Here is a 14,570-nt window from a genome sequence, read left to right as displayed (position 1 = left end):
AGCGGTCCCAGGATTCGCGTATTTTTTCTGAAACAGCCGAGTGGCAGGTTTTGGGGCTGCTTCGCCGCCCAACGGGGGGCAAGCCCCCTCGCCACAAGGGCCTGAGGATTCACTATGAGCCGCGCACCTGATACATGGATTTTGACCGCCGACTGCCCCAGCGTGCTCGGCACGGTGGACGCGGTCACCCGCTACCTGTTCGAACAGGGCTGCTACGTCACCGAGCACCATTCGTTCGATGACCGACTCTCGGGCCGGTTTTTTATTCGCGTGGAATTCCGCCAGCCCGACGGGTTTGACGAGCAGGCGTTTCGCGACGGCCTGGCCACGCGCGGTGAAGCGTTTGGGATGATCTTCGAGCTGACGGCGCCGAATTACCGGCCAAAAGTCGTGATCATGGTCTCCAAGGCCGATCACTGCCTCAACGACCTGCTGTACCGCCAGCGCATCGGCCAACTGTCGATGGACGTGGTCGCCGTGGTGTCCAATCACCCTGACCTCAAGCCATTGGCCGACTGGCACCAGATTCCCTACTACCATTTCCCCCTCGACCCCAACGACAAGCCGTCCCAGGAGCGTCAGGTGTGGCAAGTGATTGAAGAGACCGGCGCCGAACTGGTGATTCTTGCGCGCTACATGCAAGTGCTGTCGCCGGAGCTGTGCCGCAAGCTGGATGGCAAGGCCATCAATATCCATCACTCGTTGCTGCCGGGGTTCAAAGGCGCCAAGCCGTACCACCAGGCCTACAACAAGGGCGTGAAACTGGTTGGCGCCACCGCGCATTACATCAATAACGATCTGGATGAAGGTCCGATCATCGCCCAGGGCGTGGAGGTGGTGGACCACAGCCACTATCCCGAGGATTTGATTGCCAAGGGGCGGGATATCGAAGGGCTGACGTTGGCCCGGGCGGTGGGGTATCACATTGAGCGGCGGGTGTTCTTGAACGCCAATAGAACGGTGGTGCTTTGACTGACGCCATCGGGGGCAAGCCCCCTCACACCTTTGATAGGTGAATGCAATCAAATGTGGGAAGGGGCTTGCCCCCGATGAGCCCTGACAAACAACGCAAACACAGCATCTGTAACCCGAGCACTTAAACGCGCTGCCTGCCTGGGCAACGCGGTTCCATAAAAACAACAGCGAGGTGAAAGCATGTCTGGTAATCGTGGTGTCGTGTATCTCGGCAACGGCAAGGTCGAAGTACAGAAAATCGACTATCCCAAAATGCAGGACCCCCGTGGCAGGAAGATTGAGCACGGCGTCATCCTGCGCGTGGTCTCCACCAACATCTGCGGCTCCGACCAACACATGGTGCGCGGCCGCACCACCGCCCAGACCGGCCTGGTCCTGGGGCACGAAATCACCGGCGAAGTGATCGAGAAGGGCAGCGACGTCGAAAACCTGAAAATCGGCGACCTGGTCTCGGTGCCGTTCAACGTCGCATGCGGCCGCTGCCGCTCCTGCAAGGAACAACACACCGGCGTGTGCCTGACCGTCAACCCGGCCCGTGCCGGTGGCGCATACGGTTATGTCGACATGGGCGACTGGACCGGCGGCCAGGCCGAATACGTGCTGGTGCCGTACGCCGACTTCAACCTGCTGAAACTGCCGGACCGCGACAAGGCCATGGAGAAAATTCGCGACCTGACCTGCCTCTCCGACATCCTGCCAACCGGCTACCACGGCGCCGTCACCGCTGGCGTTGGTCCGGGCAGCACGGTGTATATCGCCGGTGCCGGCCCGGTTGGCTTGGCCGCGGCCGCTTCGGCGCGGTTGCTGGGCGCCGCTGTGGTGATCATCGGCGACGTCAACCCGATCCGCCTGGCACACGCCAAGGCGCAGGGCTTTGAAATTGCCGACCTGTCCAAAGACACGCCGCTGCACGAACAGATCGCCGCACTGCTGGGCGAGCCGGAAGTTGACTGTGCCGTCGATGCCGTAGGCTTCGAAGCCCGTGGCCACGGCCATGAAGGCGCCAAGGCAGAAGCACCGGCCACCGTGCTCAACTCGCTGATGGGCGTGGTCCGCGTGGCGGGCAAAATCGGTATCCCTGGCCTGTACGTCACCGAAGACCCAGGCGCCGTCGACGCCGCCGCGAAAATGGGCAGCCTGAGCATTCGCTTCGGTCTGGGCTGGGCTAAATCCCACAGCTTCCACACTGGCCAAACCCCAGTGATGAAGTACAACCGCCAGCTGATGCAGGCAATCATGTGGGACCGTATCAACATTGCTGAAATTGTTGGTGTGCAGGTCATCAGCCTGGATGACGCGCCGCGTGGGTACGGCGAGTTCGATGCCGGTGTGCCGAAGAAGTTTGTGATTGATCCGCATAAGTTGTTCAGTGCGGCATAAGGCTTAGGCCAAACAAAAGGGCGACCCATGGGTCGCCCTTTTTGCGTCGAGTGCTTAAGCCTGCAAGCGCTGTGAGCAAGTCGTTTGGCCGACGACGATCAAAATGTGGGAGCTGGCTTGCCTGCGATGGCGGCGGGCCAGTTGACCTATCCTTGGCTGACCCACCGCTATCGCAGGCAAGCCAGCTCCCACAGGTATCGAATGGTGTCAGCGAGAGGCCAGTGCGCCTTGGTACAGGACCGGTCCGGTTGGCTGCCCGGTCGGCGAGCCGCCTTGCGGCTCAAGGCTGACGGCGAGGGTCACGGGTGCAGCCAGCAGCGCTTGCTGTTCCTTGCTCAGCTGGATTCGGCCTTTACCCGAGCTGGGCACCAACCCCAGAGAAACCGGTTTGCCACCGGGCGCAATGACCCACAGTTCCAGCGCGCGCGTCGGCTCTACCGCCGCCAACGTCAGCGGCTCCACTTGCAGGTGATCGCCAAACGCCTGGATTTGCATTGCCGGTTGCTGGTTAGCCGCGACCAGCGTGGCGTTGTACTCGGCGCCGATATCACGCTGATAAAGCACTCCGACCAACACGGCGACCACGACTGCGCAGGCGGCCGCCAGCAGACGCACGTTCATCCAGAACGGTTTCTTCGCCGGCACATGCAGCACTTGCGGCTCGATCCGTGCCTTGATGCCTGCCCACACATGATCCGGCACCGGCCGTTCGGGCAGCGCGCCGGTCAGGCTGGCGAGGGCATCCTGCCAATGGCCGAGTTCGACGCGCAGCGCAGCGTCTTCCAATAACAGGGCGTCGAAGCGCCGACGGGCGGTAGCCGGCATCAGGCCGATCGCGTAGTCGGCGGCGAGGGCGCGGCGCAGGGCGGTGGTTTGGTAGTTCATGATTCAAGGCACCTGCGCAGGCGCTCCATGCCGCGGCGAATCCAGGATTTGACCGAGCCCAGGGGCGCCGCCAAGTGGTCGGCCAGTTCCGAGCACGACAGGCCCTGGAAGTAAGCCACGGTGATCGATTGGCGCTGCATGCCATCGAGCGTGTCGAGGCAGCGGTTCAGGGCGCGGGCCTCGCGCTCGCTGTCGAGTTGCTCGTGGGCGCTGGGGCTGTCGTCAAGCATTGCGTCCTGCTGGCCATCGGCCAAGGGCTGTTCACGGTGCTTGCGCAACTGGTCGATGGCCAGGTTACGGGTGATATTCACCATCCAGGTCATCGGCGCCGCCAGGTGCGCCTCGTAGCGCGAAGCGTTGTACCAGATGCGCACAAAGGCTTCCTGCAGGACTTCTTCAGCCAGGTCCTTGCGGCCCATGAACCGGAACGCAACACCGTGCAGGCGTGGCGAAACACTGCGGTAGAGGGTCTCGAACGCTTGGCGGTTGCCCAGGGCGCACTGCGCCAGCAGGGGCTGCAACGGGTCAGCATCGTTGATCGAAATAGGGCTTCTCCAGGCTCTCGAACGAGGGCGACGGGACTGCGCACGGTAGGCAGAGGGTAGTCCAGCTTGAGCATTCATTCCATCCGACTCCGAGCGGTGCATGCTGGGTATACGCGCGGGCGGGTAATTTGGATGCAGCTTTTTCTGAACTAATCTTCAGGTGGGAACAATCCTTCGGGACTGTCAGTCCAACGCCTGCTTTTAGCTCCTACATTCAGAGGTTGTCTTGATGAAGATTTCACGCGGTTTTGCCCTGTCCTGCCTGATGACCGTGGCCGCCAGCCCGGTGTTTGCCGCAGGTTTCAGCCTCGGTGACGTGGCCAACGCCGTTTCCGGCGCCCAGGGCAGCAACAACAAGGCGGCTGCTGCAGCGCCAAGTTCCCAGACCGCAGGCCTGCTGAGCGCCCTGACTTCGCAACTGAACGTCACCCCTGAACAAGCCGTCGGCGGCACTGGCGCCATGTTGGGCCTGGCCAAGAACCAATTGAGCAGCACCGACTATTCGCAATTGGGCAAAAGCGTGCCCGGCCTGGACAAACTCTCGGGGAGCAACTCTCTGGGCAGCCTCGGCGCCTTGAGCGGGATGCTCGGCCAGAGCGGCGGCAGCAAAACCAGCGGCCTGGACAGCGTGCTGGGTAACGTGAAGAACACCAACGACCTGAACACCGCCTTCAGTGCGCTGGGCATGGATAACAGCATGATCGGCAAGTTTGCGCCGGTGATCCTGCAATACCTGGGTGGCCAGGGCGCCAACGAGTCGGTGCTGGGCAAACTCGCCTCGGCCTGGGGCACTGGCAGCTAAATAGACTCCGCGCGCAGTTGTGTGATGCGCGCGTCCTTCTCCCTCCAGAGCTGGTTCACCCAGTTCTGGACGGTCTGGCGAAAGGCCGGATCATTCTCGTAATCGCCCTGCCATAGCGCCGGGTCGAGTTCACGGGTGCGAATGTCGATGATCACTTTGGGCACCGCGCCGCTGATCAAATCCCAAAACCCCGGAATTTTTTGCTGCGGATAGACCACGGTCACGTCGAGCACCGCATCCAGCTGTTCACCCAGCGCTGCCAGCACAAACGCCACACCGCCCGCCTTGGGTTTGAGCAACCGGGCATACGGTGAGTCCTGCTGCTTGTGTTTGGCCGCGTTGAACCGCGTGCCTTCCAGGTAATTCACCACGGTCACCGGCTGGCGCTTGAACAGCTCGCAGGCTTGTTTGGTGATTTTCAGGTCCTGGCCTGCCAGCTCCGGGTGCTTGGCCAGGAATGCCTTGGTGTAGCGCTTCATGAATGGGTAATCCAGCGCCCACCAGGCCAGGCCGAGGAAGGGCACCCAGATCAGCTCTTTTTTCAGGAAGAATTTGAAGAACGGCGTGCGCCGGTTGAGCGCCTGGATCAGCGCCGGAATGTCGACCCACGACTGATGGTTGCTGATCACCAGGTAAGAGGTGTCGCCACGTAGCTGCGCGCCACCGCGGATGTCCCACTGGGTGGGGATGCACAGCGAAAAAATCAGCTTGTCGATTTCAGCCCAGGTCTCGGCGATCCACATCACCGCCCACGAGGCATAGTCGCGATAGCGCCCGGGCGCCACCAGCTTGAGCAGGGCAAACAGCATCAACGGCCCGAACAGCACCAGGGTGTTGAGCAATAGCAGCAGTGTGACGAAACAGCCGGTGAGCAGGCGGCGCATAAGTAACTCTTGCAATCCTGTGGGCGGGCCATGATAAGCAAGCTGAGTCTAGAGGCCAAATCGCAAATCGCTGGACGAATGTTTCACAATATTCCGGGTATGGTTGAGAACTAACTAAGTGCTGCCTTTGCGGTCTAGAATCCGCCTACTTCTTTCGAGGAAATCACTTCGTGAAACTGCTCCTTGCCGCGTTCGCCCTCGTTCTTCCTGTTGTGGCTGCCCAGCCTGTCCTGGCCGCCGAACCGACCCTCTACGGTCGCTACGAATACATCCAGTTGCCGGAGATCGGCGAAACCTTCAAGGCCAAGATGGACACCGGTGCGCTGACCGCCTCGCTGTCGGCCCGAGACATCGAGACCTTCACCCGTGATGGCGACGATTGGGTGCGCTTCCGCCTTGGCGGCAAGGACGCGACCAACAAGGTCTACGAACATAAAGTCTCGCGCATCAGCAAAATCAAAAGCCGCGCCGACGAAGATGATGACAAGGACGAAGCCACCGTGGCCAAGCGCCCTGTGATCGATCTGGAAATGTGCCTGGGCAACGTCAAGCGCACCGTTGAGGTCAACCTCACCGACCGCAGCAGCTTCAACTACCCGCTGCTGATCGGCGCCAAGGCACTGCGTGAATTCGGCGCAGCGGTGAACCCGGCGCGTCGTTACACTGCTGACAAACCGGACTGCTGACGGACCCACATGCCGCATATCCTGATTGTCGAAGACGAAGCGGCGATAGCCGATACGCTGATTTTCGCCCTGCAAAACGAGGGCTTCACCACCACCTGGCTGAGCCTTGGCCAGGAGGCGCTGGCCCATCAGCGCCAGTCGCCCGCTGACTTGATCATCCTCGACATCGGCCTGCCGGACATCAGCGGCTTTGAAACCTGCAAGCAATTGCGCCGTTTCAGTGAAGTGCCAGTGATGTTCCTCAGCGCGCGGGATGCCGAGATTGATCGGGTGGTGGGCCTGGAGATCGGTGCCGACGATTATGTGGTCAAGCCGTTCAGCCCGAGGGAAGTGGCGGCGCGGGTGCGGGCCATCCTCAAGCGTGTCAGTCCAGGCGCCGCGCCTGCCGTGTTCCAGGTTGACCTGGAACGCATGCAAATCCATTACCGCGGTCAGCCTCTGAGCCTGACGCGTCATGAGTTCCGCTTGCTGCAAAGCCTGCTCGAGCAACCCGAACGCGTGTTCAGCCGCGAGCAATTGCTCGACGCGGTGGGCGTGCCTGCCGACGCTGGCTACGAACGCAATATCGACAGCCATATCAAAAGCCTGCGCAGCAAACTGCGAAGCGTGGCCGCCGACGCCGAGCCGATCCAGACCCACCGTGGCCTGGGTTACAGCTACAGCCCGAGCCATAGCTGATGCGCCTGGGGCTGCGGATTTTTCTGGTGTACGCGCTGTTTATCGGCCTGACCGGCTATTTCGTGCTTAACACCGTGATGAAAGAGATCCGCCCCGGCGTGCGCCAGTCCACCGAAGAAACCCTGGTGGACACGGCCAACCTGCTGGCCGAAATCCTGCGGCTGGACGTGAAGAACGGCACCCTCGGCCAAAGCCACTGGCCGGAGCTGCTCAAGGCCTACGGCAGCCGCCAGCCGGGCGCGACCATTTGGGGCCTGCCGAAAAACCAGGTCAACCACCGTATCTACGTGACGGACGCCAAGGGCATTGTGTTGCTCGATTCCACAGGCGAGGCGGTCGGCCAGGACTATTCCAAATGGAACGATGTGTACCTGACCTTGCGCGGCGAATATGGCGCGCGGTCGACCAAAAGCGAACTGGATGACCCCAACTCGTCGGTAATGCACGTGGGTGCGCCGATCCGCGATAACGGCCAGATCATCGGCGTGGTCACCGTGGCCAAGCCCAACAGCTCGTTGCAGCCCTATGTCGACCGTACCGAGCACCGGCTGCTGTGGTACGGCGCCGGGTTGGTGATCCTCGGCCTGCTGCTCGGCGCAGTATTGTCGTGGTGGCTGAGCGTGGCGCTGCATCGGCTGACGGCGTATGCCCAGGCTGTGAGCGAAGGCCGGCGCGCCGAGTTGCCGCATTACCGTGGCGGCGAGCTCAAGCAGCTGTCCACCGCCGTCGAGCACATGCGCACGCAGCTGGAGGGCAAGGCCTACGTCGAGCGTTACGTGCACACATTGACCCACGAGCTGAAAAGCCCACTGGCGGCAATTCGTGGCGCGGCTGAGCTGTTGCAGGGCGACATGACCCGTGAGCAACAGCAGCGTTTCGTCGGCAATATCGACAATGAAAGCGCGCGCTTGCAACAGTTGATCGAGCGCCTGCTGAACCTCGCCCAAGTGGAGCAGCGCCAAGGTCTGGAAGAGCAAGTCAGCATGCCGTTGGCGGCCTTGGTCGACGAGGTACTCAAGGCCCAATGCGCGCGCATTGAAGGCGCCGGCTTGCACGTCGAACAGGCGATTGCTGCGGATGTGAAGGTATTTGGCGAGCCGTTCCTGCTGCGCCAGGCCTTGGGTAATCTGCTCGATAACGCCCTGGACTTCACGCCGCCCGGTGGCGCCTTGAGGTTCAGCGCACACACGCAGCACAACGACGTGCAGGTCAGTCTGTTCAACCAGGCCGCCGCCATTCCCGACTATGCCTTGCCGCGCCTGAGTGAGCGTTTTTACTCGCTGCCACGCCCGGCCAGCGGGCGCAAAAGCACCGGCCTTGGCCTTAATTTCGTGGAAGAAGTGGTGAAGTTGCACGGCGGCGCGTTGCAGATCGGCAATGTGCAAGGCGGCGTGCAAGTGGTGCTGCATCTCCACACAGTCTCCACATTGCCCACATAAATCTCCCATCTGCGCGGTTCACGCTCTGCCCATCAAAACAGGGAGAGACCCATGAACCGCAGCCTGCTTTTCAAACTTGGCGCGATTGCGCTACTGATTCTGCTGTTGCTGATTCCGTTGCTGATGATCAACGGCATTATCAGCGACCGCCAGCAACTGCGCGATGGCGTACTGATGGACATCGCCCGCAGCTCCAGTTACAGCCAGCGCCTCACCGGCCCGGTGATGGTGGTGCCGTATCGCAAGACGGTCCGGGAGTGGAAGCTCAATGAAAAACTCAACGAGCGCTACGAGCAAGTCAGCGAAGTGCGTGGTCGTCTGTATTTCCTGCCGGAGCAGTTTGAACTCGACGGCAAGGTGCAAACCGAGCTGCGCTCGCGGGGCATCTACCAGGCGCGGCTGTTCCATGCCGACAACCGCATCAACGGGCGCTTTGTGCTACCGGAGCAACTGGGTATCAAGGAAAACTTTGCCGATTACCGCTTTGACCCGGCGTATCTGGCGGTGGGTATCAGTGACATTCGCGGCATTGAAAATGCGCTGAAACTGGAGCTGGGCAGCCAACGCCTGGAGTTCTCGCCAGGCACTCAAGTGGCGTGGCTGGGCGAGGGCGTGCACGTGATGCTGCCCGAGCAAGACAGCAAAAAGCCGGCGCCGTTTGACTTCGCTTTTGACCTGCGCCTGCAAGGCACCGAGCAGCTGCAAGTGGTGCCGGTGGGCAAGACCAGCCAGGTCAAACTGGCATCGAATTGGCCGCACCCCAGCTTCATTGGCAACTTCCTGCCGGCCCAGCGTGAGGTCAGCGCGCAGGGCTTCAGCGCCAATTGGCAGACCACGTTTTTCTCCACCAACCTGGAAGAAACCCTGCGCGGCTGTGAGTGGGACAAAGTGTGTGACGACTTCAATAGCCGCAGCTTCGGCGTGAACTTCATCGACCCGGTGGACCAGTACCTCAAGAGCGACCGTGCGATCAAATACGCGCTGCTGTTTATCGCCCTGACGTTTGCCGGCTTCTTCCTGTTCGAAGTGCTCAAGAACCTGGCGGTGCACCCGATCCAATACGCGCTGGTGGGCGTTGCCTTGGCATTTTTCTATCTGCTGTTGTTGTCATTGTCCGAGCACATGGGCTTTGGCCCGGCGTACCTGTTGTCGGCGAGCGCCTGTGTGTTGTTGATCGGCTTCTACGTGTGCCACGTGCTGCGCAGCATTGCCCATGGGCTGGGCTTTTCGGCGGGGCTGGCGGCGTTGTATGGCCTGTTGTATGGGCTGCTCAGTGCCGAGGATTACGCGCTGCTGATGGGCTCGCTGTTGCTGTTCGGGCTATTGGGCACAGTGATGGTGCTGACGCGCAAACTGGATTGGTATGGCGTGGGCAAGCGCAAGGTGCAGTTTGACCTGGAGGCGGTGCAATGATTGGGTTACGGGAAGATCAGCAGTTGGGAGAGCAGTTGGCCGCCAGCATTGTCATTTTCCTCAACTCCACCACCTTCCAATGTGGGAGCGGGCTGGCCCGCGAAGGCGGTGGGTCAGAAACAGATGCGCTGAATGACCCGCCGCAATCGCGGGCAAGCCCGCTCCCACAGTAGGTTGGGGGTGAGTATCAGACCGGCGGCTGGGTCTGCAGCATCGACGGCCGCTGGCTGACCTTGGCGTACCAATCGGCAAGCTGGGGGTTCGCGGCGCGCCATTGCAGGTCAGGGTGGCGGAAGTCGAGGTAGCCCAAGGCGCAGGCCACGCTGATCGACGCAATGTCGAAGTGGCTGGCCAGCTCGGCAATCGCATTGGCTTCCAACTCCGCCAGGGTGCGACGGATCTTGTTGCGCTGCTCATTCAGCCATTGGTCCCAGTGCTTTTCTGCCGGGCGCATGGCGGTTTCGTAGCGCACCAGCACGGCGGCGTCCATGATGCCGTCGGCCATTGAGGCCAGGGTCAGGCGGCGCCAGCGTGCCGAGCCGTCACGAGGAATAAGGGGGTTGCCGACATGCTGGTGGTCGAGGTAATCGAGGATCACCCGGCTGTCGTGCAGGGCGCTGCCGTCGGCCAGGCGCAGGGCCGGGATCTTGCCCACGGGGTTTTCGTGCACCAGCTGCGCGTCCGGGTTGACCGGTGTCGGCATGCAGCCTTGCAGGGTCACGCGGTCCTGCTGGCCGGTTTCGATCAGCAGCACGCGGACTTTACGAACAAAGGGTGAGGCTGGGTTGTGAAACAAGGTCATGCTGGGCGCGGACATGGGCATTCCTCGAAATGGGCAGTGGCTAGCCTAGAGGGTTGCGCGGTGGCTGGCGAGGGGGTCTTGGGGGGTTTTTTGAGGGTCTCATCGCAGGCAAGCCAGCTCCCACGGGGGCAATGCATTTCAAGGTGGGAGCTGGCTTGCCTGCGATAGCGCCCTCAGCCGCGCCGCTTGAATAATGCCCAAACACCAATGACCGCAGGAATCCCCAAACCGACCCAGCTCAATGAATCCCACAGCCCGTCCCCGAGCAGCGCGGCAAACACCCCGGCCGCGCTGAGCACGCCAATCCCCAGCGGAATGCCAAACACCTTCCAGAAGTTCGACTGACGCGGCTTCATACCTTGGCCGCCTTGCGCCGCACGATCCACAGGTAAACGCCGCTGCCCAGCACGATGATGGTCAGCACATCGAGCACCGCCCAGAGAATCTTCATCGGCATGCCGCCGTAGTCACCAAAGTGCAATGGCTGGGACATGCCCATGGCGTCCATGTACCAGGGCCGCTCAGCGATGGCGGTGACGGCCAGGGTGCTGGCGTCGATCAGCACCGGCGTGAGCAGGTGCGAGGTCAGGTGCGTGCTGCCCTTCATGAACACCGCGTAATGGTGCTCACTGGAAAAACGCGTGCCGGGGAAGGCGATAAAGTCCGGCTCCATGCCGGGCGCGGCCTTGGCGGCAATGCTCAGCAGCTCGGTGGCCGGCGCGCGTTGGGTCAGTGGCGGCGCGTTTTTGTAGGGTTCGATCATCGCGCTGAGGCTGTCCTGGCGCCAGGCGGCGATGATCAGGTCGGCGCAGGCGCTGATCACACCGGTCACGCCTACCACCAGCGCCCAGGTCAGCGTGACGACGCCGATCAGGTTATGCAGGTCGAGCCAGCGCAAGCGCGTGGACTTGTCCTGGCGCACGGTGGCGAACTTCAAGCGGCGCATGAACGGCAGGTACAGCACCGTGCCCGAGACAATCGCCAGCACAAACAAAAGGCCCATGAAGGCCAGCAGCAACTTGCCCGGCAGGCCGGCGAACATGTCCACATGCAGGCGCAGCAGGAACAGTGTCAGGCCGCCATTGGCCGCTGGGGTTTCGACGGCTTCACCGGTGCGCGCATCGAGCATGAAGGTGTGCGACGAGTTGGGTTCGGTGCCGGCCGTAGCGGCCATGATTGCGATCACGCCGTTCTTGTCGTCTTCGTCCCACGCCAGGTATTGCATCGCCTCACCCGGGCGATGCGCCTGGGCTTTGGCCACCAGTTGCTCAAGGTTCAACTGCGGGGTGTCGGCGGGCATCTGCGCCAGTTCAGGCTCATTGCCCAGCAGGTGATCGATCTCATGGTGAAACACCAGCGGCAGGCCGGTAAGGGCGAGCAACAGGAGGAAGACTGTGCAGATCAGGCTGGTCCAGGTGTGGATGAAGGACCAGCGGCGGATGGTTTTGCTTTTCATTTTCTAGCCTTCAGACACACCGAAGCCGTCCCGGGGGACGGCCTGGTTATTAACTCAGCCAATTACCACTGGTAGGTAGCGCTGGCGACTACGCTGCGCTGGTCACCGAAGTAGCAGTAGTTGCCGTCGCAGGTGGAAAGGTAGTCTTTGTTGAACAGGTTGGTGGCGTTCAATTTAACCGATGCGCCTTTCAGGCTGTTATCCAGGCGGCCCAGATCGTAATGCACCGAACCATCGAACACGGTGTAGGCGTTGGCCTTGCCCAGCCAGGTGTTGGCCTGGTCGCCATACGTGTTGCCGGTGTAGCGGGCACCAAAACCGATACCGAAACCGTCAAGTACGCCGCTGTGCCAGGTGTAGTCGGTCCACAGCGAGGCTTGCTGGTTTGGCATCAATGTCAGGCGGTTACCTTTGTAGATGCCCTTTTGCACCTCGGATTTTGCCAGGGTGTAGGCGGCGATGACCTTGAGGTTCTCGTTCACGTCAGACACGGCTTCCAGTTCCAGGCCCTTGACCTTCACTTCGCCGGTCTGGCTGTTGATTTGCTGGCCGCCTGGGCCGAGGTTAGTCACCTGCACGTTCTTCTGGGTCAGGTCGTAGACCGCTGCGCTCAGCAATGTGTTGGAGCCGGGCGGCTGGTACTTCACCCCCATTTCCCATTGCTTGCCTTCGGTCGGTTTGAACGTCTTGAGCGCATTGGTATCTGCGTTGCTCGCCGGCTGGAACGACTCGGCGTAAGACAGATACGGTACGAATCCTGAATCAAACACATAGCTCAGCGCCGCGTTGCCACTGAAGTGTTTGATGCGATCGGTGTTGGTTGCATCGTTGTCGTTGAAGTAGGTGGTGCCTTGATGCACCCAGTCTTCACGCCCGCCCAGGGTCAGGCGCCACTTGTCCAGAGCCATCTGGTCCTGCACGTAGAGGCCGGTTTGCACGGTTTTCTGGTTGTAGTCGTAAAAAGGTCGGACATCCGTCGGACGCAGCGTCGGCTGGGTATTGATCGGGTTGAAAATGTTGATACCCGACGCTGTACCGTATATCGCGCGGTAAGAGGTATCGGTTCGTTGGTGATCCAGGCCCAGCAGCAGGGTGTGGGCAATGTCGCCCGTTGCGAAGTCAGCCTGGAAGTTGTTATCGATCGCCAACTGGCCGATGCTTTCGTCAACGTTGGTGGTCGACCGGCTGATATTGCCCGCCGCATCGGCCGGTGAGTAAGCAAAGGAACCCACGGTCAGTTGCTGGAAATCCAGCTCCGACTTGGTGTAACGCAGGTTCTGCTTGAACTGCCAGGTATCGTTGAAACGGTGTTCGAACGCATAGCCCATCGCGTAGTAGGTGCGGTCGTAGAACTCGTAGTCCGGATCACCGAGGTTCTTGTGGTGGGAAACGTCGCCCAGCGGCGATTTGATCTTGGTGCCCTGGATCGGCATGAACTGGCTGGTGGTGCCGGTATCGTCGCGGGTGAACTGCGAGAGCAGGGTCAGCTTGGTGTCGGTATCAATATTCCAGGTCAGGCTCGGCGCGATGTTGTAGCGCTTGTTGTCGATGTGATCGACCTGGGTGCCGGCATCGCGTACCACGCCGCTGACGCCATACAGGAACTGGCCTTCATCATCGATTTTGCCGGTGCTGTCGAAGTTGATCTGGCGGTAGTTGTCACTGCCGTATTGCAACTGGATAGCATGGCTCGATTCCTCGCTGGGACGGCGGCTGACCATGTCCAGCAGGCCGCCTGGTGGTGTCTGGCCATAGATCGACGAGGCCGGGCCACGCAGCAGGGCGAGGCGGTCGAGGTTCCAGGTTTCGGCTTTAGGGTTGGCGTAAACGCCGCGCGGCAAAGGCAGGCCGTCGAGGAATTGCGTCGGTTCGAAACCGCGCACGCGCATCCAGTCGTAACGGGTGTCGCTGCCGTAACTGGACGATACGATGCCGGGCATGTATTTGACGGCATCATCGAGGTTCTGGACGTTGCGGTCCTGCATCTGCTCGCGGGTCGCCACAGAGATCGAGCGCGGTGCTTCAACCAGTGCGGTGTCGGTCTTGGTGCCGGCCGCAGTGCGCGTCGCCAGGTAGCCAGTGACCGGGCCCCATGCACTTTCAGTGTCGCCTTGAGCAGTGATACTGGTCTCAGCCAACGCCACGACGCCTTCCGGAATGGCCACCAGCGTAAACGTCCCCGCGCTGCTTTGCTCCAGCTGCAGCCCGGTGCCACGCAACGCCTCTCGCAGCGCGCCCTGCGCATCGAACTGGCCGTTGACCGGTGCCGAGGTCTTGCCCGACGCCAACGCTGGGTTGAGGGTCAGCGCAAGGCCGGCCTGGCTGGCGATCTGGTTCAGCGTGCTGGCCAACGGTGCAGCCGGCAGGTTGTAGGCGCGCACGCTCGAAGCCTGTTCGGCGGCGATCAGCGTGGTGCTCGCCAGCGGGGCGCTGAGGGCGATGGCCACGGCTAACAGGCTGGGGCGCAACAAGGTGTCTAGCGTGCGGGACATAGGGCGGCTCCTGAATGGAAACATTTCTCAATTGCCTAGGTGCCGGACGAGAATCAAAAAGTGATAGGGCCAAGCGAAAATAAATCTGCGAAGGTGCGCAACTGATCGAACGGCATGGCCCTCAAGGCTCAGG

Annotated in this window: 14 protein-coding genes; 7 read left to right on the top strand and 7 right to left on the bottom strand. The window is 61.4% G+C overall.

Translation table 11 applies throughout. From position 1 onward, the window contains the following. Nucleotides 1-114: 114 nt before the first annotated feature. Nucleotides 115-972, top strand: a complete 858-nt coding sequence (purU, locus tag AACU78_RS07185) for a formyltetrahydrofolate deformylase (protein WP_032883972.1) — start codon at nucleotides 115-117, stop codon at nucleotides 970-972. 183 nt (nucleotides 973-1,155) lie between these two features. After that, a complete protein-coding gene (gene fdhA, locus AACU78_RS07180; protein ID WP_034116135.1) occupies nucleotides 1,156-2,355 on the top strand; it encodes a formaldehyde dehydrogenase, glutathione-independent in 1,200 nt (399 codons plus the stop codon). A gap of 207 nt (nucleotides 2,356-2,562) precedes the next feature. On the opposite strand, the gene AACU78_RS07175 is transcribed toward fdhA, so the two are convergent. Beyond that, the gene (locus AACU78_RS07175; RefSeq protein ID WP_106575578.1) at nucleotides 2,563-3,240 is read right to left on the bottom strand and encodes an anti-sigma factor; all 678 of its coding nucleotides are present in this window, start codon (nucleotides 3,238-3,240) and stop codon (nucleotides 2,563-2,565) included. Then, a complete protein-coding gene (locus AACU78_RS07170; protein WP_106575577.1) occupies nucleotides 3,237-3,863 on the bottom strand; it encodes a sigma-70 family RNA polymerase sigma factor in 627 nt (208 codons plus the stop codon). The genes AACU78_RS07175 and AACU78_RS07170 overlap by 4 nt, the downstream gene beginning before the upstream one ends. A gap of 151 nt (nucleotides 3,864-4,014) precedes the next feature. Here AACU78_RS07170 and AACU78_RS07165 point away from each other — a divergent pair, with 151 nt between their 5' ends. Further along, complete coding sequence (locus AACU78_RS07165) at nucleotides 4,015-4,587, top strand: DUF2780 domain-containing protein (RefSeq protein ID WP_106575576.1); 573 nt, start codon at nucleotides 4,015-4,017, stop codon at nucleotides 4,585-4,587. Here AACU78_RS07165 and AACU78_RS07160 read toward each other — a convergent pair. After that, a complete protein-coding gene (locus AACU78_RS07160) occupies nucleotides 4,584-5,471 on the bottom strand; it encodes an acyltransferase (RefSeq protein WP_106575575.1) in 888 nt (295 codons plus the stop codon). The genes AACU78_RS07165 and AACU78_RS07160 overlap by 4 nt on opposite strands. 170 nt (nucleotides 5,472-5,641) lie before the next feature. On the opposite strand from AACU78_RS07160, the gene rloA2 reads away from it, so the two are divergent. Genes rloA2 through creD form a run of 4 tightly spaced genes read left to right on the top strand, consistent with a single transcriptional unit; the run spans nucleotide 5,642 to nucleotide 9,687 of the window. After that, nucleotides 5,642-6,157 carry a retropepsin-like aspartic peptidase RloA2 gene (gene rloA2, locus AACU78_RS07155; RefSeq protein WP_106575574.1) on the top strand — a complete coding sequence of 172 codons (516 nt, stop codon included), beginning with the start codon at nucleotides 5,642-5,644 and terminating at the stop codon, nucleotides 6,155-6,157. Nucleotides 6,158-6,166: 9 nt separating this feature from the next. Next, nucleotides 6,167-6,835 (top strand): two-component system response regulator CreB, encoded by a 669-nt coding sequence (gene creB / locus AACU78_RS07150; protein ID WP_106575573.1) that lies wholly within the window; start codon nucleotides 6,167-6,169, stop codon nucleotides 6,833-6,835. Continuing rightward, nucleotides 6,835-8,274, top strand: a complete 1,440-nt coding sequence (gene creC / locus AACU78_RS07145) for a two-component system sensor histidine kinase CreC (RefSeq protein WP_106575572.1) — start codon at nucleotides 6,835-6,837, stop codon at nucleotides 8,272-8,274. The genes creB and creC overlap by 1 nt, the downstream gene beginning before the upstream one ends. Before the next feature lie 51 nt (nucleotides 8,275-8,325). Further along, nucleotides 8,326-9,687: a cell envelope integrity protein CreD gene (creD, locus tag AACU78_RS07140; RefSeq protein ID WP_106575571.1), complete on the top strand. Its 1,362-nt coding sequence runs from the start codon at nucleotides 8,326-8,328 to the stop codon at nucleotides 9,685-9,687. A 187-nt stretch (nucleotides 9,688-9,874) separates the two neighbouring features. Here the strand turns inward: creD and AACU78_RS07135 are convergent, their stop codons facing one another. From AACU78_RS07135 to AACU78_RS07120, 4 genes are all read right to left on the bottom strand, one after another. Continuing rightward, entirely contained in the window at nucleotides 9,875-10,504 is a 630-nt protein-coding gene (locus tag AACU78_RS07135) for a glutathione S-transferase (protein ID WP_106575570.1), read from the bottom strand. A gap of 158 nt (nucleotides 10,505-10,662) precedes the next feature. After that, complete coding sequence (locus AACU78_RS07130; protein WP_106575569.1) at nucleotides 10,663-10,845, bottom strand: hypothetical protein; 183 nt, start codon at nucleotides 10,843-10,845, stop codon at nucleotides 10,663-10,665. Next, nucleotides 10,842-11,945 (bottom strand): PepSY-associated TM helix domain-containing protein, encoded by a 1,104-nt coding sequence (locus tag AACU78_RS07125; protein ID WP_106575568.1) that lies wholly within the window; start codon nucleotides 11,943-11,945, stop codon nucleotides 10,842-10,844. Before AACU78_RS07125 ends, AACU78_RS07130 begins: the two co-directional genes overlap by 4 nt. A 62-nt stretch (nucleotides 11,946-12,007) precedes the next feature. Continuing rightward, the gene (locus AACU78_RS07120) at nucleotides 12,008-14,437 is read right to left on the bottom strand and encodes a TonB-dependent siderophore receptor (RefSeq protein ID WP_106575567.1); all 2,430 of its coding nucleotides are present in this window, start codon (nucleotides 14,435-14,437) and stop codon (nucleotides 12,008-12,010) included. Between the last annotated feature and the right edge of the window lie 133 nt (nucleotides 14,438-14,570).

Origin of the sequence: Pseudomonas sp. R9.37 (assembly GCF_963878885.1) — a bacterium.
Taxonomy (GTDB): domain Bacteria; phylum Pseudomonadota; class Gammaproteobacteria; order Pseudomonadales; family Pseudomonadaceae; genus Aquipseudomonas.
Note: the sequence above shows the minus strand (reverse complement) of the source record. Positions and strands in the feature narration are given on the sequence as shown.